Source organism: Mucilaginibacter sp. P4_D1 (genome assembly GCF_056401935.1).
This window is the reverse complement of the sequence record NZ_JBFUIJ010000018.1, coordinates 44,791-68,090: the sequence shown is the minus strand read 5'-3', so window position 1 is coordinate 68,090 and position 23,300 is coordinate 44,791. Positions and strand designations below refer to the sequence as shown.

Sequence of the window (23,300 nt, the reverse complement as noted above, 5' to 3'; positions counted from 1 at the left end):
AGCACGACAACGCTCTTTAATGTGTAATTTTCTCCGTCGGAGTTTCGTGAAGTTTCACAGCTACCCATGATATAATGTTTGGTTATGGAATCATTTAATAATTAAATTAGTGCAATGTTTCCAACTATAGGCCACCTCATTTATTACCTGTTCGGCATTAATTTTACGTTTCCTGTTCAAACGCTGGGCTTGTTTGTGGCATTGTCTTTTTTGTTCTCGTATATTGTATTTAGCTCGGAGTTTAAACGGTACGAAGCCTTGGATAAAATTAAAGCTTTTACCCGTAACGTAGTGGTAGGAGAAAAGGCATCCGTTGCCGAAATCAGTATCAATTCCATTCTTGGCTTTTTATTAGGCTTCAAGGCCTTTGGGGTCATGTTTAACTATACGGTGTTCAGCGCCAACCCACAAGGGTACCTGCTATCGGTTAAAGGCAACCTGGTGATGGGCATACTCACCGGTGCAGTATTTGGTTTATGGGTTTATGCAGATAAAAAGGAAAAGGAACTGGAACAGCCTAAAGCAGAGGTGCAAACGGTTCATCCTTACCAGCTGATGGGACTTATTGTTTTTTCGGTTGGTTTTTTTGGCTTTATTGGCGCCAAGTTATTTGACACGGTGGAACACTGGAGTAATTTCAGGTACGACCCCATGGGTACTCTATTCAATGTCCGCGGCTTTTCTTACTACGGGGGATTGATATTTGGCGCTTTAACTTACCTGTACATTGGCCATAAAAAAGGGATGAAGCTGGTGCATTTGGCAGATATCGGTTCGCCGGGTATGATGCTGGCTTACGGCATTGGCCGTATAGGTTGCCAGCTTGCCGGTGATGGCGATTGGGGTATTATCAATAGCCATCCTAAGCCAGGTTTAATACCGGGGTGGATGTGGTCGTTCACCTATCCGCACAATGCCATTAACGCGGGCCTTCCAATACCAGATTGTGCCGGCAATTATTGCAACCAATTGTTACATGGCGTGTACCCCACACCCTTTTACGAGGCCACTATTTGCCTGTTGTTTTTTACGCTGATGTGGGTGTTCAGGAATAAAATTATCAAACCGGGTTTCATGTTTTTTTTATACCTGGTGCTCAACGGCGGCGAAAGGTTTTTGATCGAACTGATCCGCATTAACCCAAAATATCAAATTTTTGGAATGAACTTTACCCAGGCCGGCTATATTGGTTTATTAATGGTAGTTGGCGGCTTGGTTGGCTTTGTATGTTTAATTATAAAAACTAAAAACTGGGAAAGCTACAACCCGTAACGTAGGTTGTAAACCCTATTAATTGAATTACCCTATGAGAAAATTTGCAGTCATCACCTTGTTTTTTTGTATTGCAGCAACCCTGCAAAGCATATCACAAACCGATGGTAAAACGGTAAATCTTACCGATCTTAATTTCACTGTCGAGGCGGCCCCCGATTGGAGCAGCCTGTTAAAGCGCGAAGCAGGCTGGTTTGGAGGCGACGGGATTTATACTATCCCGTTAAACGGAGTAGAAAACAAGCCGGCGAAGGCCGGCGATAAGATCCTGTTTATCTTCAGCGATTCGATGATTGGCAAAATAGAAAACGGCACGATGGTGCCGGGCTTTAAAATGATCCATAATTCGGTGGCCGTACTCCATGGCAACCAGCCTGCCGATACCGAAATGAAGTTTTCCTGGGATGCTGATAAGGCAGGGGCCGCCGAATCATTGTTCATTCCACACACTGCCCAAACCGCGGCAGGCGATTACTATTGGCTTGGCGATGGCTTTGTAAACCAGGAATTGAATAATGCCATTTATATTTTTGGCTATAGGGTGCGTAATGTTGGCACCGGCGCCTTCGGGTTCAGGGAGGTTGGTAACACGCTGATAAAAATTCCGGCAGGATCGCAGCCGCCTTATAAAGACCTTAAGCAAATGGATACGCCATTTTACCTCACGGATGCAAAAGGCGATATCGGGTCGTTCGGGGCTGGCATTTATGTGAATACCACAAAAGCCGGCGCGCCCAAACCCGATGGTTACATTTACGTTTACGGGGTGCGCGGCATCGGCAAAAATTTGATGGTTGCCCGCGTTTTGCCAAAAGACTTTGAAAAGTTTGACAGATGGTGGTTTTACGATGGCACCAACTGGATAAAAGACATGAACAAGGTAGCCGATGTTACCAATAGTGTATCCAATGAACTAAGCCTCACCGCGCTGCCTGATGGCCGTTATGCCCTCATTTTCCAGGTAGGAGGCATGAGCACCAATGTGGGTATGCGCATAGGGGCGACACCCTATGGTCCCTTTGGCCCGGTAATAAAGATATGGGATTGCAAACCTGACCTGGAAGAGAAAACCTTTGTAGTTTACAACGCCAAAGCACATCCAAGCCTATCCGCCCCCGGCGAACTGCTGATTAGCTATAACATTAACTCCGTTGATTTCATCCCCGATTTGATGAAGAAGCCCAACCTGTACAGGCCAAGGTTTATCAGGATGAAGATTGGGGGGAAGTAGTTTTTTAGTAGCAAGTAGTTAGTATCAAGTATCAAGATTTTACTGTCCCCTCAGGGTCTCTCGTAGAGGATACTGAGGTACCCGATCACCTCGCACAAACGCGGCATTAAGTTTCGGACAGGACATTGTACATCGCAGGGTCCTCGTTGAGAGACCCCGCGGGGACGGAAGATTTTTAAAATCTACTGTCCCCTTAATATTATTAAAATGGCCGCAGCGTAAGCAAACATGGTTAACAAAGGTTAACACAATTTTGAGTTATTTTTACTTAAATCATTTGTAATCAATTAATTGTGTTAAAAACATGGTTAACATGTGTTAACCATGTTTTTATGTGGCTTCAGCGGCTCTCCCCGCGGGGACGAGAAAACTCAAAGCATACGTTGTGAAAAAATATTTAAAACGACGAATCGTATTTCTATCCTAAAAAAATTAAACAACTTTCATTCTTGCTACTTGCAACTCAAAATTATATATTCGCTAAATCAATTTAGCTAACCCAAATGAAAAAATTCTTACTGTTTGCCGGCATTATCATGCTGTGCAGTTTTCAAACTAAAAAGCCAACCAAAGTGGTATTCTTTGGCGATTCTATTACCGAGTATGCTGTACAGCCCAACGGTTTTATCACGCTGATTCAGCAACGCCTTAAAGCCGAAAAAAAGGAGCAGGATTATGAAGTTGCCGGAGCAGGCATTGGCGGTAATAAGATATATGATTTATACCTCCGCTATGAAGATGATGTATTAACCAAAAATCCCGATGTGGTAGTGATTTGGGTAGGGGTGAACGATGTATGGCATAAGCGCATGTTTGGTACAGGTACCGATTGGGATAAGTTTGGCCGCTTTTATACGGCGCTTATCAAAAAATTACAGGCCAAAAATATCAAAGTGCTGATATGTACACCAGCCAGCATAGGCGAAAAAACCGATTACAGCAACGAACTTGATGGCGACCTGAACAAATATTCCAACTCCATCCGCGACCTGGCCAAACAAAACAATTGCGACCTTTTTGATTTCCGCACCCTGTTTCATGAATATAACGTTAAAAATAACCCCAACAACAAAGGCGAAGGCATCCTGACCAAGGATGGCGTACACCTTAACGACGAGGGTAATAAATTTGTGGCCGATTTGTTTTATAAAACCTTATTCAAATAGAATAAGGTTTTTAATTAATCTTTTGCTAAATCGATTTATTGATTATATTTGCTTATCAAGTGCCGATATCCATCAGCGGCATAAACCACATTATATACGCCAAATGAAAATACGGTTACTTACATGCGTTCCGGCGCTTTTATGGGCCAATGCGCTGTTTGCGCAAAACGATAACCTGGTTAAATACGTAAACACCCGGCAGGGTACCAATACCAAATACGAGTTTAGCTACGGTAACACCTACCCGGCCACCGCGCTGCCTTTTGGCATGAATACCTGGACTGCCCAAACCGGCAAAAACGGCGACGGCTGGAAGTACCAGTATTTTGAACATACCATCCGTGGTTTCCAGCAATCGCACCAGTGCAGTTCATGGGTTAATGATTACGCCGTGTTTTCGCTGATGCCTGTAACCGGTAATCTGGTGGTTAATGAGGATAAACGCGCTGCCGGCTTCAGGCACGAAAACGAAACAGCCCAACCCAGCTACTACAAAGTAAAACTGGATAACAATATCACCACCGAAATGACACCCACCGAGCGGGGTGCACATTTACGCTTCAGCTTCCCCAAGGGGCAGGGCGCTTACCTGGTGCTGGATGGCTATACCAAAATGAGCATGGTGAAGATAATCCCAGGCGAACGTAAGATCACAGGCTGGGTTAACAATTGCCGTTGGGCGCCGCAGGGGTTTAAAAATTACTTTGTAATCACCTTTGATAAACCCTTTGCTGCTTATGGTACCTGGGAAAATAAAAAAGATCAGCTATCGCCCAAAAACTTAACTGCCGAAGGTGATGGCGTTGGCGCTTACCTTAAATTTAAAGACGGCGAAACCGTGCAGGCCAAAGTAGCATCCAGCTATATCAGCCCCGAACAGGCCGAACTTACCTTGCAAACCGAATTAGGTAAATACAAAAATTTCGACGATACCCGCAAAGAGGCAGATGTGGTTTGGAACACGCTGCTTGGCCGCATGAAAATTGAAGGCGCTACTGAGGATGATAAGGCCACCTTTTATAGTTGTTTGTACCACGCCAACCTGTTCTCGCACCAGTTTTTTGAGTACGGTAAAGATGGTAAGCCTTATTACTACAGTCCATACGATGGTAAAACGCACGATGGGTATATGTATACCGACAATGGCTTTTGGGATACCTTTAGGGCACAATTTCCGCTGAATACCGTCATTCACCCTAAAATGCAGGGGCGGTATGTGCAGGCCCTCTTAGATGCCCAGCAGCAATGCGGCTGGTTGCCGGCGTGGTCGTTCCCGGCCGAAACGGGCGGGATGCTGGGCAATCACTCGATATCGTTGTTAACGGATGCCTGGGTTAAGGGTATCCGTACCTTCGATCCAAAGCAGGCGTTGGCTGCTTACTACCACGAAGCTACCAACAAAGGTCCATGGGGTAGCGCCAACGGCAGGCCCGGCTGGAAAGAGTATTTTGCCGATGGGTACGTCCCCTTTACACCTCAAACACAAGGATCAACCGCCTGGACACTGGAGTTTGCCTACGACGATTTTTGCGGTTACCAACTGGCCAAACAAACAGGTAATGCCTACTATGAAAACGTATTTGGCAGGCAGATGTACAACTACAAAAACCTGTTCGACCCCAAAACACGCTTTATGCGGGCCAAAGACGCCAAAGGCAAATGGATAGAGCCCTTTGACCCGATGGATTGGGGCGGCCCCTATACCGAGGGTAACGCCTGGCACTGGACCTGGTCGGTTTTCCAGGATGTGCAGGGTTTGATTAACCTGATGGGCGGCGATAAAAATTTTACTGATAAGATCGATTCCGTATTTACCGAGCCGGGTATCATTAAAGTTGGAGGCTACGGCCAGGTAATTCACGAGATGACCGAAATGGCCGCCTTTAAAATGGGCCAGTACGCCCAGGGCAACGAGCCTATTCATCACCTGTTGTACATGTATAACTACGCCGGCCAGCCCTGGAAAGCCCAGCAGCATTTACGCGAGGTGATGGATAAAATGTACAACGCCGGCGAAAATGGCTACCCCGGCGATGAGGATGAAGGCCAGATGTCGTCATGGTACGTGCTGAGCGCGGCGGGTATCTACAGCGTTTGCCCCGGTACTGACGAGTATGTGATAGGCAGCCCAGCCTTTAAAAAAATGACCATTACGCTGGAAGACGGTAAAAAGTTCATCATCGAGGCCAATAACAACAGCAAGCAAAAAGTATACATCCAATCGGCTACGCTCAACGGCAAGCCCTATACGCACAATTTTATTAAACACGGCGATATTATGGCCGGCGGTATCCTCCGTTTTGAAATGGGCGATAAGCCCAATACTACACGCGGCCTTGCCGCTGATGATAAACCGTTTTCGCTTTCAAAAAAAACATCAAACTAAAAAAAAATGAACGTTATCACTTCTTGCTTAACCATGATGTTTTGGGTTTTTGAGGTGGGAGGGCCTGTCATGCTGAGCCTGTCGAAGACTCGTGCGCAGAGGCCTTTGCCCGCGTGCTTCGACAAGTTACCCCTGATATGTTATGTTTTTGAGGCGGACGGGCCTGTCACCCTGAGCCTGTCGAAGGGTCGCGCGTAGATGCCTTTGCCCACGATGCTTCGACAGGCTCAGCATGACAGCGCTCTTTAGTATATCATTTTCCCTTCAGAACCCCGGATTTTAAAACCCGCAATAACGTTTCTTTTTAAACTAAATATCACCACATAATGCCTTTTAATTTTTACCCGTTTTTAAAGCGATCAATTTTCATGATCTGTGTTGCCGCCTGTGCCGGGGCATCGGCACAGGATATGGTTTACCTCGGCAGTGCCAACCCGCAAACCAGCTGGAAAGTAAAAGCCCAGGCCGAAGTAGGTGCAGATAGCGCCAATATTTACAAACCCGGTTACGATGCAGGCAGTTGGGTTAAAGGCGTGGTACCGGGTACCGTTTTTAATGCCTACGTGGTAGCCGGGCTGGAGAAAGACCCCAACTTTGGCGATAATATTTACAAGGTTGATAAAGCCAAATACGACCGCAACTTTTGGTATCGTACCGAGTTTAATATCCCGGCAAGTTATACCAAAGAAAAGATCTGGTTAAACTTTAAGGGCATCAACCGCAAAGCCGAGATCTACCTGAATGGTAAACAAATTGGTGTTTTGGATGGCTTTATGCAGCGCGGTAATTTTGATGTTTCGGGTTTGGTCAGCAAAAACACGCCCAACGTTTTAGCCGTATTGGTGTACTGCCCAATTAACCCGCTGGTTAATTATGCAAGCCCAACCTATATCCCATCGGCCAGCTGGGATTGGATGCCTTATGTACCGGGATTAAATTCGGGCATAACCGATAAGGTATACCTGAGCAATACGGGCGGCATTACTTTACAGGATCCCTGGATCCGCACCGAATTGCCAACCAATGCAAGGGCCGATGTCTCGATAGCGGTCGGTGTAAAAAACAGCACATCCAAATTTCAAACCGGGGTATTAACAGGCACTATTCAGCCGGGCAATATTGAGTTTTCGCAAAAGGTTTTTGTGGGCGGTAATAGTACAGCGGAGATTAAGCTGGATAAAAAACGCTTTGAGCAGTTAGCCATCAACAGCCCCAAACTATGGTGGCCAAACGGTTATGGCGAGCCGAATTTATATACCTGCAAGCTAAGCCTTAAACTGGGCGATGAGGTATCTGATAGCCAGGCCATCAAATTCGGCATCAAAAAATATAGTTACGATACCGTAGGCAATGTGCTGCATGTTTTTGTAAACGGAACCAAAGTATTTTTAAAAGGCGGCAACTGGGGCATGGCCGAGTACATGCTGCGCTGCCGCGGCAACGAGTACGATACCAAGCTAAAGCTGCACCGGGAAATGAACTTCAACATCGTGCGCAACTGGATAGGATCGACCACCGATGATGAATTTTATGATGCCTGCGATAAATATGGCATGATGATATGGGACGATTTTTGGCTCAACTCTATCCCCAACCTGCCCAATGATGTCAATAATTTTAATGTTAACGCCATCGAAAAAATCAAACGTTTCCGCAATCATCCATCCATAGCCATGTGGTGCGGCGATAACGAAGGCACCCCCATGCCGCCATTAAACGGTTGGCTGGCCGAAGATATCAGCAATTATGATGGCGGCGACAGGCGTTATCAACCCAACTCGCACGCCGGCAGTTTAACCGGCAGCGGCCCCTGGACTAACTTTGATCCCCGCTGGTATTTTAGCCGGTTCCCGAATGGTTTTGGCGGATCGCCGGGCTGGGGCCTGCGTAGCGAGATTGGTACGGCTGTTTTTACCAATTACGACAGCTTTAAAAAATTTATGCCTAAGGACAAGTTCTGGCCCCGTGACGAAATGTGGAACCTGCATTTCTTTGGTCCATCGGCAGGTAATGCCGGTCCGGACAGGTATGATGAGGGCATTAACAAACGCTATGGCACAGCAACAGGCATTCAGGATTATTGCCGCAAGGCGCAGCTGCTCAACATCGAAACTAATAAGGCGATGTACGAGGGCTGGGAAGATAACATGTGGGAAGATGCATCGGGCATCATGACCTGGATGAGCCAATCGGCCTACCCATCGCTGGTATGGCAAACCTACGATTACTATTACGACCTGACAGGTGCCTATTGGGGCGCTAAAAAAGCCTGTGAACCCTTGCACATTCAATGGAACCCGGTAAATAACTCGGTTAAGGTTATTAATACCACAGGCAGTAATGTGAGCGACCTGACAGCCGAAGTGGTGGTTTACAACGCCGACGGTAAACCTGTAAGCGATTACTATCAAACCAAAACAATAGATGCTATTGCCAACGCGGCTGTAAACTGCTTTACCATCAACTTTAAAGAAGAGCATACCAACCTGGCTTTAAACAAACCTACTGTAGCATCATCGTTTGAAAACATGGAAGCCGTTTTGGCAACCGACGGCAACAGCGGCAGCCGCTGGGCCAGCAGGCAAAACGATAATGAGTGGATTTATGTTGACCTGGGCAGCGAACAGGTAGTGAACGGTGTAAAACTAAACTGGGAAGAAGCCTACGGCAAAGCCTTTAAAATCCAGGTATCCAGCGATGCCAAACAATGGCGCGATGTGTATGAAACAGAGGATGGGCACACCGGTGTACAGCAGCTTACTTTTGATGAAACGAAGGCCCGCTATGTTAAAATGCAGGGCATACACCGTGGCTCGGGCTGGGGTTACTCGCTGTGGGATTTTGAAGTGTATGGCGGCGAGCCTAAAAGCAACGGTTTAAGCGAGGTACACTTTATCAAACTAAAACTAACCGATAAAGCAGGTAAACTGGTATCTGATAACTTTTACTGGCGTGGCAACAAGCGTACCGATTTTACCGCGCTAAACAACCTGCCCAAAGTAAACCTGAAAATAACCTCGAAAATAACTAAGGCCGAGGGCAAATACTATATCAATGCCACTATTACCAACCCGGCGTCATCCCCGGCTGCGGCGTTTGCTATACGGGCACAGGCGGTGAGGAAAAGCAACGGTGAACAGGTATTACCTGCCTTGATGAACGAAAACTATTTTAGTTTGATGAGGGGCGAGTCGAAAAATATCAAAATAGAGTTTGACGCCGATGTATTGGGTAACGATAGCCCTGTATTATTGGTGCAGCCTTATAACGATCCTATTAAAGCGGAATAAATGTTAGGCGGGTACCAATCTGGCAAAATCAAACAAAAAATAAATCGATTTACTAACCCACATTTTCAAACATTTCAATTAATTTACGGCCACCAATCGAAAAACTGATTAATCCTGAATAATGAGCATTCCAGCAAAATTTACCGAACGCAAGTACCTTGTGGTATTAATATTTGTAACCTCCCTGTTTTTAATGTGGGGCGTATCTATGACGCTTGGCGATAGTTTAAATAAACATTTTCAAAACGTATTGCATATATCAAAATCGCGGTCGGCGTATGTTCAGCTATCCATATTTGGCGCGTATTTTTTTATGGGTATTCCTGCCGGATTATTTATGAAGCGGTTTGGCTACAAGGCTGGCGTATTAATGGGGCTAAGTTTTTATGCAATAGGCGCTTTTTTGTTTGTTCCGGCCGCAAATTCCGAGTCATTTACCTTTTTTAGGATTGCTTTATTCATATTGGCCTGCGGGATGGCTACTTTAGAAACTGTAGCACATCCATTTATAGCAGCACTTGGTGATCAAAGAACCAGCGACCAACGAATAAATTTTGCTCAGGCTTTTAACGGGGTAGGTGGTGTCATTGGTCCGGTTATTGGCAGCTTGATATTAAAAGGAGGTCAAGAGCATTCTAATGACCTTGTACTTGTAAAATATTTATATATCATCATTGGATTTGTTGTAGCAGCAGTCGCAGTATTTTTTTCTTTTATCAAAATTCCGCCGGTGATAGATCCTCATGTTATTGCCGATGACGCTTATGCAGTAGCTGGGGCCGAGGAGGCCGATGTTAAGCTGTTTAAGCAAAAACACTTTCTTTTTGCCGTAGTTGCACAATTATTTAACGTGGCAGCGCAAGGTGGCACCTGGGCATTTTTCATAAATTACGGATCCGAGGTAATGCATTTTTCAGATTCAAAATCGGCATTGTTTTTCTCGGGTAGTATGGTAATGATGATGATAGGCCGCTTTGCAGGCACAGCTTTGATGCGCTTTATTAAACCTTATAAGTTGTTATCTATATTTGCCGGTGCCAATGTCATCATGTGTATAATCGTGGCGCAAGGCTTTGGCTGGCCATCGTTCATCGCATTGCTATTTATCAACTTCTTTTTTAGTATCATGTTCCCTACTATATTTAGTTTAGGACTTAAAGACCTGGGCGCTAAAACGAAACAAGGATCATCATTTATTGTGATGGGCGTTGTTGGCGGTGGTTTATTCCCACTGGCAATGGGCCTTATCGCCAACCACAACGTGGCTACTGCATATTATTTGCCTATTATTTGTTACCTTGTTATATTTGCGTTTGGTTTTAGCTATCCAAAATTAAATAAGCGGTCGGCATAGAGGCCAATTTCATTTGTACTTTTCGGGCAAATCCTTTTCAGTTAATCGATTTACTATCAAAATAAATCGATTAACTTTTGGCTATACTCTTATAATTTAATATATTCCCCGATATTTGAAATAACTAATATAAACGGGTGAAAAAGAAATTATCTATCGTTGATATCGCGAACGCGTTAAACGTATCAAAAACTACGATATCATTTATTTTAAACGGCCGGGCCCAGGAAAAACGTATAGGTGCCGACCTGGTTGAAAAAGTGATGAAATATGTGGCCGAAGTAGGGTATAAGCCAAACTCCCTGGCCAAAAGTTTACGAACCGGCAAATCAAATACCATTGGGTTGATGGTTGAAGATATCTCCAACCCCTTCTTTGCAAGTATAGCGCGCCTGATTGAAGACCGTGCCTACAAAAACGGCTACAAAATTATTTATTGCAGTACCGATAATGATACCAGCAAAACCCAGGACCTGATTAACATGTTTCGCGACAGGCATGTAGATGGCTATATCATGGCTCCGCCTGAAGGGATAGAAGAGGATATTGAATCGCTGATAAAAGATGGGATGCCCGTGGTTTTGTTCGACAGGCACCTGCCCGGAGTTAAAACCGATATTATTGAGGTTGATAATCTTTTCAGTACCTATAATGCCACCAGGCATTTAATGGATCAGGGATTTAAAAATATAGCCTTTGTAACCTTCGCATCGCACCAAACCCAAATGATGGATAGGGTAAGGGGTTACCAGGACGCTATGAAAAGCAACGGACTTAGGCCAACGATTGTGAAAGAGATCGTCTTTAACCAAGATGAAGAGCAGATTATGGGCCCGCTTCGCGACTTTTTTAAAGGCAATCCCGACGTAGACGCCATCCTTTTCGGCACCAACCACATCGGCACCTGCGGATTAAAGATCATGCACGAAATGGGCCTTAAAGCACCCACCGATATAGCTGTTATCTCCTTTGATGACTACGATGTGTTTAAACTCCACTCGCCGCCCATAACAGCAATAGCGCAACCCGTGGAGGAAATAGCGGATAATGTGATAACCGTGTTGTTAGAAAAGCTTAACGACCGCTCATCATCGCCTAAGCTGCAATCGATTATCCTGAAAACGGATTTAAAAATCAGGAACTCGTCGCTAAAAAACGCCGTCTGAATTTTACCGGCTCACCAACACAAAGGTTTTAAATGAAAGCCTTTGTGTTGGCTTTACGCCTGATTTAAACCGGTGCCGGGTAATTACCCTTTGTATTATGCAGTGGTTCTTCTTCCAAAAATATAATTTAATGCTAAAACGATTTATTTTGTTTTTTATGCAGTAAATGTATATTATTGTTCAATCAATCAGATAAACCATAATGAAACTTTTTTTTGTTACCATAGTATTTGCCCTGGGCTTATTGCCGGCAGAGTACGTCCATGCGCAATCGTCGGTTAGCAATGCCGCCCCAAGGCAATGGAATGCAGCCTGGATAGCTTTGCCTGGCGACAATGGTGTAAACTACGGCATTTATTACTTTCGTAAAACCATTGATGTTGCCGGTAAACCCGCAACTTTCATCGTGCACATATCGGCAGATAACCGTTATAAATTGTATGTTAATGGTAAGTTAATATCATTGGGGCCGGCACGGGGCGATACCTATTATTGGAATTATGAAACGGTTGATCTGGCACCGTACCTGTCGGCAGGAAAAAACACCGTAGCTGCGCTTGTTTGGAATGAGGCCCAATACAGCCCCGCGGCGCAAATAAGCGTACGCACAGGTTTTATTTTACAGGGTAATTCGACGAAGGAAGAGATATTAAACACCAACAATACCTGGAAATGCATGCGCGATATAGGGCATCAGCCTGTACCAGGGTATTTTTTTGCTGCCAGCAGGGGAGAGATGGTAGATATGCGGCAGGCCGTTAAAGGCGATTGGACGGCCACTGGTTACGATGACAGCGCCTGGTTTGCCGCCGGTAAAGTGGCCGACGGAAGGCTAAAAGGCACAGCCTGGGGCATAGAATGGGCATTGGTGCCATCGTCCCTGCCCCCAAGGGAAATGACCTACCAGCGCCTTGTTCAATTGCGAAGAGCAGACGGGGTAACCGTTGCGCCAGGCTTTCCGGAAAAAAAGACGCCGTTAACCATCCCCGCAAACACTACGGCTACGCTGGTGCTCGATCAAACTTTTGAAACCAATGCCTATGTAACGTTAAATTTTAGCGGCGGCAAGGATGCAGGCATATCGCTCGGTTACGCCGAATCGCTTTACGCAAAAGGCAGCAAGGGCGTTATTAAAGGTAACCGTAATGATGTGGAGGGCAAGGAGTTTGTAGCCAGGATAGACAGCCTGATTGGCGATGGCAGCCAGGGGCAGTCATTCACCACGCTGAATTTTCGCACGTATCGTTACATCAGGCTCATCGTACAAACCAAGAACGACCCATTGGTAGTTGATGACCTGTTCGGTACTTTCACGGGTTATCCTTTTAAACGCGCATCGGTATTGAATACGGATAATACCGAAATGAAGCAAATGCTGGATATTGGCTGGCGCACCGTAAGGCTTAATGCCTGGGAAACTTATACCGACTGCCCGTATTACGAGCAGTTGCAATACATTGGCGATACACGTATACAGGCCATGATATCGTACTACAACACCAGCGATAACCGGCTGGCGCGCAATGCACTTAACCAGATGGATCATTCCCGCTTACCCGAAGGTGTAACTGCCAGTTGCTATCCATCAAGAGGTACACAGGTTATATCTACGTTTTCGTTGTGGTATATCTGTATGCTGCATGATTACTGGATGTACCGTGGCGATAACGACTTTATTAAGAATAAGCTGCAGGGCGAAAGAGGCGTACTCGATTTTTTTAGTAAATACCAACAGGCCGATGGCTCGTTAAAAGACACCCCTTACTGGGCGTTTGTTGACTGGGCCGGTAACATGTGGGGCGAGGTGAAAGGCAAAGATGGCAGCGCCGCTATTTATGACCTGCAACTGCTATGGGCATACCAATGGGCGGCAGAAATGGAAGCCAAAATAGGTTTGCATGACTATGCCGTTTTATACAATAAAAAAGCCGCCCAGCTAAAGGCTACCATACAGCGTAAATACTGGGACGCCGGCAGAAAATTGTATGCCGATACCAGGGAAAGAAAAGGCTTTTCGCAGCATGTTAATGCTTTGGCCATACTTACCGGCATGGTGAGCAACGCCTACATACCTGCGGTGGCGAAAGGATTGCTTAAGGACACCAGTTTAACCCAATGTTCGGTTTACTTTAAATATTACCTTAACCAGGCGCTGGTAAAGGCAGGTTTGGGTAACGATTATATGAACTGGATGGGTATTTACCGGCAAAATATAGCCATGGGCCTTACTACCTGGGCCGAGTATTCTGATGTTAACACTACCCGTTCAGATTGTCACGCCTGGGGAGCAAGCCCCAATATTGAATTTTTCAGAACAGTTTTAGGTATTGATAGCTACGCACCGGGTTTTGCCAAAATAAAGATAGAACCCCATTTAGGCACTTTGAAGGATATCAGCGGCGAAATTCCCCATCCAAACGGAAAGGTTTTTGCCGGCTATAAATTTGAAAAGGGCCACTGGCAAATACATGTTAATTTACCGCATACAACCAGCGGCATACTGGTGTGGAAGGCAAAGCAATATATATTAAAAGCGGGCAATAATTCTTTTGTTATTTAATTGATAGGTGAGAAGGGCCTCTAATTTGGGGCTCTTCTTATTCAAACATTTGTAGTACGCTCCCGCGTACTTAGCGGCTTTTTATATTGCAAGCCTTAATTTCCGACATCCCACTATAGCCGTGTTCTTCTGCCGTCCGGGCATCCTTTTTACCTGCCGGGTGCGAATTTTCGATCCCGATAAATTATTTACAGCTTTTTGTTCAGGTAACTAAGGGTATAGGCCTGTTTAATGTACTCCCCTATAAATAAGGCAAATCACAAATCCATAAAATTTACAGTTAACCCATGAAAAAAAACTTTACTAAACTTTCTTTGGCCATTATGGTGCTTACGGTACTTTTAAATTCCTGCTCAAAAGTTGCAGATAATTACGATTATAAAAAGATGGCTACCTCAATAGAATTACCTATTGCTGCCCACGCCGGCCCTGCGTCATTCGAAAACGGGGGCTTTAAATACAATATTTCACAGTTCATCAGTTCAACGCCGCAGCCATTGGCTACCACCGTATTGGTATCGGCAGTAAAGCCTTTAACCAGCGCGGTAACAGTTACTATGGCTGTTGATAATTCGGTTGTAACGCAGTTAAATACGTTACACAGGTCGCTTTATATTGCCGATAGTACCGCGGCGGTAGCAAATGCCGGCAGCCTTCCCGATCCGTCTGAATCAAAATACGATACTTATGTACCGCTGCCCGCAGCCGACTTTACCATCCCCAGTAACACCGTTAATATCCCGGCGGGGCAACTGACGGCCAGTTATGTTATTAATGTTACCACTGCAAACCTGGTGTTGGGCACAAAATACATGTTGCCTGTGGCCATAAAAGATGCGCAGGGCCAGGCCATCAACTATTATAAAGCGGTATATTATATTATTAATGTAGCCAGCAAATACCAGGGCGATTACACAGCTAACGGCTCAATTGCATTCCCCAACCCGGCCAGCGACAGAACATGGAGCGCACGTGCCAAATCATTAACTACCATTGATGGCAATACTGTACGTTGCGAAGCTGCCGATTTGGGCGGCAGCAATTACTTTATGAATTTGAAAGTCAACAGCGATAATACAGTTACGGTAACATCTGCAGCCGGCGCGGCAAACCAAACCATCCAAAATAATGGCGTTTGCGTTTATGATCCCGCCACCAAAACGTTCACCTTAAACTATAAATATGTTGGCGGAACCGGCGACAGGCGAATTGCCGAAACCATTGCTTTAAACTAAACCAGTTAATAATAAGTTAATAGGCTGCCTTGTGGTATACAAGGTGGCTTTTTTACTTTATGGCCAATTGCAGTTTGTAACCGTGTTGGTATCAACATTAAAAAAACAGGCAAATAAAAGGGGTCGGGAATTTTTTGCAAATATTAAATGTTAAGCTTTTCGCGGTCAACCGATTGAAAAAACAAAAATTATGCGGTATTCTTAACAAATTATTAATAATTTAGGCAATAAGTTTGGTAACACGTAATGAACTCGACCATAGGTTTTGCTGATAATGAGTTGCTCAATCTTCTTGCCGAAGGTAAAGAGTTTGCATTTACTGAAATTTATAACCGCTACTGGAAACGTCTGGTTGCCCTGGCATATAGCTATACCAAAGATAAATATGCCGCTGAAGAAATTGTACAGGAGGTTTTTTTTAGTTTATGGAACCGCAAAGGCACCCTTAAAATAGAAACCTTAAGCTCATACCTGGCCACGGCAATCAAATTTTCGGTTTTTAAAAGTGTATATACCAGGAACCGGCAAGCCCAGATCATTGAAGGGATAGCCAAAACAATGATGGCCGACTTACCCGAAGATTTGGTGCATGCCAAATTTTTAGAAGAATACGTTAACGGCATAGTTGAGCAATTGCCCGAAAAATGCCGGCAGGTATATAAATACAGCCGCCAGCAAGGCCTGTCGGCCCAGGAAATAGCCGCCGAGATGAATATTGCCGAAAAAACGGTAGAAGCCCACCTTACAAAAGCCCTTAAGGTGCTGCGCTTAAATTTAAAGGAAATTATGCTGCTCATTATTTTCCTTAAGCACCATTAGTGTTAAGTTAATAGTACTAAGTCTTAAGTCAAAAGCCCAATTTATTCTTTTTGACTTAGAACTTAAAACTTTCAACTTCGGAATATCCGTCATTGCATGATTAACATAACACTAATTGTTCACTCACATTGCGCTTAATTACAATCATTTCAATTTGCCTTATGCGTTTACGCTGATTAGCCGCTGCTTTTTTATTTAAAAATGCTTTTTATCACTTTTTTTTAAATGCACTAAGGGTAAATGTCTTTTTAGTGTACTCCCTTTTAATTGCTGCTTAATATGGACGAGCTTTATCAGAAGTACTTAATAAAAAAATACCTTGACGGAACGGCTACACCAGCCGAGCGGGACGAATTGTTGCTGTGGTACCGGGCCAAAGGCGAGGAAGATTTTGAGTGGCCATATGAAAGCCAGCTGGAAGAGGATGAGGCCAAGGCACGGATATTTGACGGTTTACAGCAACGCATAAAGGCCGCCAAAGCTGCGGAACCAACAACGAGAAATTATTTTTATAAAATAGCCGCCGCAGCTTCTGTTATACTGGCCGTTTGCTTGGGGCTGCTTTGGAATAACAGCAGCAAGCCAGTAAAGCCGCAAAACAACACCGTATTTACCAAACCGGGCGAACGCAAAATAATTAACCTGGCAGACGGATCGGTGATTTGGTTGAGTTCCGGAAGCTCGGTTACTTATCCTGTGGCCTTTGTGGGCACAACCAGGGAGATTAGCTTTGAGGGTGAGGCCTTTTTTGATATCGCCAAAGATAAGCACCATCCGTTTATAGTACACACAGGCACAACAAGCACCAGGGTTTTAGGTACCACCTTTAATATCTCGTCATTTAAATCGCATAAAGAAATTGTGGTTGCATTGGTAACAGGTAAGGTTTCATTTACCGATGGTGGTTCGGGTGTTTTACTATCGCCTACTAACATGGTGGTGTATAATAAACTCAAAAAAACAACCAAAGTATTGCCAATTCCTGATTTGGCGGCGGTAATGGGCAGGCGCAACGGGTATTACGAATACCGCAATGTATTGGTGAAGGATATTGCAGAAGATGTGAGCAGAAACTTTAACATGAAAATACAGGTAGTTGGCAACGTGAAGAACACGCTGTTTTTTGGGCGGATAAAGCCGGGTGAAAGTCCTGTGCAGTTTTTAAAGAAAATGGCGCTGGTTGTTCACGCATCGCTCATCAGCAAAGATAATTTATGGATCATTAAAGGAGGAGGAGACATTTGAGTTAAAATTCTTACGCTCTATAAATCAGTAATGCCCCGGGCAAGGGGGCATTGTACTGATAATCAAAAAACGTCATAGTCAAAAGCATTACCCCATGGATTGGAAGCCCCGGAGGTACCTGCTGTTTTTTTAACATTTTTATTGAAGTGAATATATGAAAATTAATGTATCCCGCAATAGGGGACACAAGTATATGCTTTTTATGAGGATTAGCACAGTAATTATAGCGTTTTTGTGCAGCACAAGTTTATCAATGGCGGCAAGTTTTGCAAAAGGCCAGGATGTACTGAAGAAGCACGTAAGCGTCAATTTAAAAAATATTACATTAAGCAAAGCGCTTGATAATATTTCTGCTGCATCTGGTGTAAAGTTTACTTACAACGGCACAGTGGCTAATAGTAAAATGAAAATATCGGCAAAGGTATCTAACCAGGAGCTGGGCAAAGTGCTGGATAATGCACTAAAGCAAACACCCTATAAATACACGGTGCTTGGTGATGAGATATTAATAAGGTACGTGGAAATAACCCCCGAACCTATCCAGGCAGTACAGCGTATTTTAACAGGTAAGGTTGTTGACGAAAAAGGCGAACCRTTGCCCGGCGTAACCGTAAGGATTAAAGGGACCGACCGTGGCGGTATTACCGATAACAGCGGTAAATACCAGATACAGGTTAATAATGACGCCGAAATTGTGGTATTTGCATTTATTGGCTATCAAAACCAGGAAATAACGGCGAAGGACAGCAAAGTTATTGATGTTAAAATGGTACCTATGCCGCAAAACGAGTTAAAAGAAGTTGCGGTGGTTGCCTATGGTACACAGCGCAAGGTGAGTTTGGTTGGCGCGCAATCAACAGTTGATGTGGGCGAACTTAAACAACCGGTTGCCGATATCAGCACGATGCTGGCTGGCCGCCTATCGGGTATTGTTGGTGTTCAGCGTTCGGGCGAACCGGGTAGTAACCAGGCTGATATCTGGATTCGTGGTATATCTACGTTTACCAATAACAACACTGGGCCGCTGGTATTGGTTGATGGTGTTACCCGGTCAATCAATAACCTCGATCCGCAGGATATTCAATCATTTACCATCCTGAAAGATGCATCGGCAACAGCTGTATACGGTGTGCGTGGTGCAAACGGCGTTATTTTGGTGCAAACCAAAAGGGGCAAAGTTGGCAAGCCGAAGATAGATGCAGACTATTATGAAGGTTTTACCTCATTTACCCGCAAGCCCGAAATGGCCGATGGCATTACTTACATGAATGCTGTAAATGAAGCCAACATCACCAGGGGTGGCGTTGCCAAATACTCGCAGCAATATATTCAAAACACGCAAAACAATGTAGACCCATTGCTTTATCCCAACATCAACTGGATTGATGCTGTATTTAAAAATACCAGCCGTAACAGGCGGGCCAATGTGAACATGACAGGTGGCGGGCCAAATTCAAGGTATTACATATCTGCAAGTTATTACAACGAGGGCGGGCTTTTAAAAACAGATAAGCTATCTACCTATAATTCAAATATTGATTACAGCCGGTATAACTTTACCAGTAACGTTGATGTTGATATCACCAAAACCACCAAGGTGGCATTAGGCGTTCAGGGCTATGTAGGCAAGGGCAATTATCCTGCAATATCTGCAAGCGATATTTTTGGCCAGGCCATGATCGTATCGCCGGTAGTATTCCCTATTGAGTATCCGGGCGGCTATGTTCCGGGCGTAAATCCTAATGGCGACCAGCGTAACCCGTATGCCGATTTAACCAGGCGCGGATACAGCACCACTTTTACCAACCAGCTGTACTCCAACATTAGGCTTACACAGGATTTTGGCTTTTGGCTACCAGGTTTATCTTTCAACACTTTATTTGCGTTTGATGCCAGCAACAGCAACAGTATTTTACGCCAAAAACGCGAAGATACCTGGTACCCCGACCAAAATACGCCCTATAATGCCGATGGTACTTTAAACCTGGTACGCACCTATACAGGTAACGGAAATTACCTCAGCTACAACGCATCCAGCGGCGGATCAAATAAAATTTATACCGAGTCGTCTTTTAACTATGATCATGCCTTTGGCAAACATCGTGTAGGTGGCTTATTGTTATTTAACCAGGAAGACCGGTCGGATTTTCCTGCCGGTAGTTTTGCTACCTCAATTCCTTACCGCATCCGCAGTTTGGCGGCAAGGGCAACCTATTCATTTGCCGACAGGTATTTTGCCGAGTTTAATGTGGGGTACAACGGATCGGAAAACTTTGCGCCCGAAAAACGTTATGGGTACTTCCCCGCATTTGGTGTGGGATGGCTGGTGTCTGAAGAACACTTTTTTGAGCCTTTAAAGGACGCTATATCGTTCTTCAAATTCCGTTACAGCAACGGTATTGTGGGTAGTGGCGATATTGGTTTAGGCCGTCGTTTCGGTTATCTTACTTTGTTGTCTGATGGCTCATCGGGTTTCACGTACGGTTTGGGCAATACCAACGGTATAAGCGGTATCAGCATAACCGATTATGGAGTTGATGTAAGCTGGTCGCGGTCTCATAAACAAGATCTTGGTTTGGATATCCGCGCCCTGCACGATTCGTTTTCACTTACCTTCGATTTGTTTAAAGAGCACCGTACAGGTATCTTCTTACAAAGGGCTGCGGTACCCGGATATGTTGGTTTGTCATCGTCCCCCTACGCCAACCTTGGTATAGTTAATAACAAAGGCTTTGATGCAACCATCGAACAGCGCATTAACGTAGGTAAAGTTGTATTAAATTTACGCGGCAACATCACCTACAACAAAGATGTTGTAATTGAAAACGATCAGCCTACCCCCAAATATCCATGGAATGATCAGCGTGGTCATAACGTGCTGGCAGATTTTGGCTACATAGCCGAAGGTTTGTTTACCACCCAGCAAGAGATAAACAGCAGTGCTACCCCTGGCGCAAAAGCCAGCATTAAACCAGGCGATATCAAATACAAAGATTTAAATAACGATGGTATCATTAACGCTTATGATAAAACAGAAATAAGCAAAGGCGATGTTCCATTCCTTACCTATGGTTTAGGCTTTAACGTAGCTTACAAAGGCTTTAACCTGGGCGCGTTTTTTGTTGGAACCGGGCATGCATCGCGGTATATATCGGGTAATGCTATTCAGCCATTTTCAACCAATGGCGGCATCAGTAATGCCTATGCCAACATCACCGACAGGTGGACAGAAGCAAGCCCGCGCCAGGATGTATTTTATCCCCGCTTAGCTTATGGCGATGGCGACAATACCAACAACACGCAGCATAGCTCATGGTGGGTAAAAGATGTACAGTTTATCCGCCTTAAAACGCTTGATTTTGGTTACACCTTCTCCAAAGCTTCGCTGAGCAAAATTGGCATGAGCAACCCGCGTATTTATATTATGGGTTACAACCTGCTTACTTTCAGTAAGTTTAAACTTTGGGACCCCGAGTTGAATACGGGAAATGGTACTGCATATCCAAATGTTAAAACCATATCATTAGGCCTGAGCGCTCAATTTAATTAACAGAAGTAACATTTAATTCAAGATAATAAAATGAAACGAATTATAGTAGCCTTAACGCTGGCATGTATGTTAACTGTTAGCTCATCATGCAAAAAAGGCTTTTTAGACCAGGTGCCCGATGACAGGCTTACCCTTGATGAAACCTTTAAAAACCGTAACACAGCCGAGAAGTTTTTAGCCAACGTATACTCTGCCATACCCGATGAAGCATCACAACGTTTTCCCGGATCAGACAACAGCATTGGTGAATGGACAGGCGGATCTGACGAAGCGGAGTACGACTGGGGTTTTGTGGCCACCCAAAACATCAACAACGGTAATTACGATGCATCAAGCGGTTTTATAAGCGGTTTTTGGACAACCTATTACCGCGGTATCCGCTCGGCCGGTATCTTTATGGATAATGTAGATAAGGTTTCTGATATGCCTGCCTCGCTAAAAACGCAATACAAAGCCGAAGCAAGGGCGTTAAGGGCCATCTATTACTTTTGGCTGATGCGCATTTACGGCCCTGTTGTGATCACCGGCGATAAAACAATAGCCCCTGATGCTTCATTTGCCGATGTACAATTACCCCGCAACTCGTTTGATGAGTGCGTAACCTATGTTACCACCGAGCTTGACGCGGCCATTGCCGATTTACCTTTAAAAGCCGCAAATAACAATAACCTTGGCCGTATAAATAAAGCTTTTGCAACAGCAGTAAAATCGCAGGTGTTGTTGTATGCTGCCAGCCCGTTGTTTAACGGCAATACAGACTATGCCGGTATGGTAAATGCCGATGGTAAAAAGCTTATTAACCAAACTTATGATGCCACCAAATGGCAAAAAGCAGCCGATGCGGCAAAGGCTTTCCTTGATCAGTTTGTACCGGGCACCTTTGATTTGTACCGCGAAAACGATGCTTCGGGTAACTTTAGCCCATACCTGTCATGCCGTGACGTAATGCTGGTTGATTGGAACAAAGAGATTATTTACGCCCGGATTGATGCCGGTGTAACCAACAGGCAATATGAAACTACTCCTTACCACTCCGGTTATGCCGATGAGGTGAGGGGCAGTGGCGGCTTAGGCGCTACGCAAACCATGGTTGATGCATATTTTATGGCAAATGGCCGTTCAATAACCGATAACGGCTCGGGATATGTTACTTCGGGTTTCTCGAATTTTCAGGCCCCCTACGATAGCCAGGCCCGGAGTACCTATAACCAGTGGACAAACCGCGAGCCGCGCTTTTATGTAGGCATTACCTATAACGGCAGCAAATGGCTAAACAGCAACAGCGGTGAGGTTATTACCCAAACCTATAACACCGGTAACTCGGGCAAGCAAACAGGTGGTAATGATTATTCGCCAACGGGCTATATTGTGCGCAAAAACGAGCCGATAGGCGATTGGCGCACAGGCGGCCGCTCATGGGTAATGTTAAGGCTGGCCGAAATTTATCTGAACTATGCCGAGGCCTTAAATGAAGCATCGCCAGGCAATGCCGATATTTTAAAATATGTTAACCTGATCAGGAACCGTGCAGGCATCCCCGAATACGGTAGCCCAACCCTGCCGGCACCGGCAGGGCAGGCTGCCGTTAGGGAAGCCATCAGGAAAGAGCGCCGTGTGGAGCTTGCTTTTGAAAATACCCGTTTCTTTGATACCCGTCGTTGGAAAATTGCCGAAACAACCGATAACGGTCCGTTTAAGGCGTTAAACATCAGCACCAATCCGCCCGAGTTTTATAACGTGGTAACTTTTGAAAACCGTGTTTTTGAAAAAAGGAATTACCTTTACCCCATACCGCAAAATGATGTGGATAGCGATAAGCAACTGGTACAAAATACCGGTTGGTAACCGCACCTAAGATTTTTTCTATACCTATGAATCCGGGGCCGGCTGTAATGGCTGGTCCCATTTTTTAATCCTTGTATCTGCCTTTATATAAGGCCTAGGTGTTTATAAAGTTCTTGTGGTTCTTAATCTCTTGTAAACATAAACTACTGTTAATTTAATAGTACTAAGTCTTAAGGTAAAT

13 protein-coding genes are annotated in these 23,300 nt (G+C 44.8%); all 13 read left to right on the top strand.

Features of this window, described 5'->3' with window-relative positions:
* Positions 1 to 114: 114 nt before the first annotated feature.
* The 13 genes from AC1DV1_RS16985 to AC1DV1_RS16925 all read left to right on the top strand — a co-directional run bounded on the left by AC1DV1_RS16985 (position 115) and on the right by AC1DV1_RS16925 (position 23,119).
* Entirely contained in the window at positions 115 to 1,272 is a 1,158-nt protein-coding gene (locus AC1DV1_RS16985) for a prolipoprotein diacylglyceryl transferase (protein WP_477361288.1), read from the top strand.
* A gap of 34 nt (positions 1,273 to 1,306) precedes the next feature.
* Positions 1,307 to 2,503, top strand: a complete 1,197-nt coding sequence (locus AC1DV1_RS16980; protein WP_477361286.1) for a DUF4185 domain-containing protein — start codon at positions 1,307 to 1,309, stop codon at positions 2,501 to 2,503.
* 503 nt (positions 2,504 to 3,006) lie between these two features.
* The gene (locus AC1DV1_RS16975) at positions 3,007 to 3,669 is read left to right on the top strand and encodes an SGNH/GDSL hydrolase family protein (protein ID WP_477361284.1); all 663 of its coding nucleotides are present in this window, start codon (positions 3,007 to 3,009) and stop codon (positions 3,667 to 3,669) included.
* A gap of 103 nt (positions 3,670 to 3,772) precedes the next feature.
* Positions 3,773 to 6,055: a GH92 family glycosyl hydrolase gene (locus tag AC1DV1_RS16970; RefSeq protein WP_477361282.1), complete on the top strand. Its 2,283-nt coding sequence runs from the start codon at positions 3,773 to 3,775 to the stop codon at positions 6,053 to 6,055.
* 326 nt (positions 6,056 to 6,381) lie between these two features.
* Positions 6,382 to 9,345 carry a galactose-binding domain-containing protein gene (locus AC1DV1_RS16965; RefSeq protein WP_477361280.1) on the top strand — a complete coding sequence of 988 codons (2,964 nt, stop codon included), beginning with the start codon at positions 6,382 to 6,384 and terminating at the stop codon, positions 9,343 to 9,345.
* A gap of 121 nt (positions 9,346 to 9,466) precedes the next feature.
* Positions 9,467 to 10,699: an L-fucose:H+ symporter permease gene (fucP, locus tag AC1DV1_RS16960; protein WP_477361278.1), complete on the top strand. Its 1,233-nt coding sequence runs from the start codon at positions 9,467 to 9,469 to the stop codon at positions 10,697 to 10,699.
* 137 nt (positions 10,700 to 10,836) lie between these two features.
* Positions 10,837 to 11,865, top strand: a complete 1,029-nt coding sequence (locus AC1DV1_RS16955) for a LacI family DNA-binding transcriptional regulator (protein ID WP_477361276.1) — start codon at positions 10,837 to 10,839, stop codon at positions 11,863 to 11,865.
* A 202-nt stretch (positions 11,866 to 12,067) separates the two neighbouring features.
* Entirely contained in the window at positions 12,068 to 14,425 is a 2,358-nt protein-coding gene (locus AC1DV1_RS16950; protein WP_477361274.1) for an alpha-L-rhamnosidase-related protein, read from the top strand.
* 287 nt (positions 14,426 to 14,712) lie between these two features.
* Positions 14,713 to 15,660, top strand: coding sequence for a BT_3987 domain-containing protein (locus tag AC1DV1_RS16945; RefSeq protein ID WP_477361272.1), 948 nt, complete (start codon positions 14,713 to 14,715; stop codon positions 15,658 to 15,660).
* 246 nt (positions 15,661 to 15,906) lie between these two features.
* A complete protein-coding gene (locus AC1DV1_RS16940) occupies positions 15,907 to 16,479 on the top strand; it encodes an RNA polymerase sigma-70 factor (protein WP_477361270.1) in 573 nt (190 codons plus the stop codon).
* Between the two features lie 279 nt (positions 16,480 to 16,758).
* A complete protein-coding gene (locus AC1DV1_RS16935; RefSeq protein WP_477361268.1) occupies positions 16,759 to 17,724 on the top strand; it encodes a FecR family protein in 966 nt (321 codons plus the stop codon).
* 202 nt (positions 17,725 to 17,926) lie between these two features.
* Positions 17,927 to 21,274, top strand: coding sequence for a SusC/RagA family TonB-linked outer membrane protein (locus tag AC1DV1_RS16930; RefSeq protein WP_477361266.1), 3,348 nt, complete (start codon positions 17,927 to 17,929; stop codon positions 21,272 to 21,274).
* 30 nt (positions 21,275 to 21,304) lie between these two features.
* Positions 21,305 to 23,119, top strand: coding sequence for a RagB/SusD family nutrient uptake outer membrane protein (locus tag AC1DV1_RS16925; protein ID WP_477361264.1), 1,815 nt, complete (start codon positions 21,305 to 21,307; stop codon positions 23,117 to 23,119).
* The last annotated feature ends 181 nt before the right edge of the window (positions 23,120 to 23,300 follow it).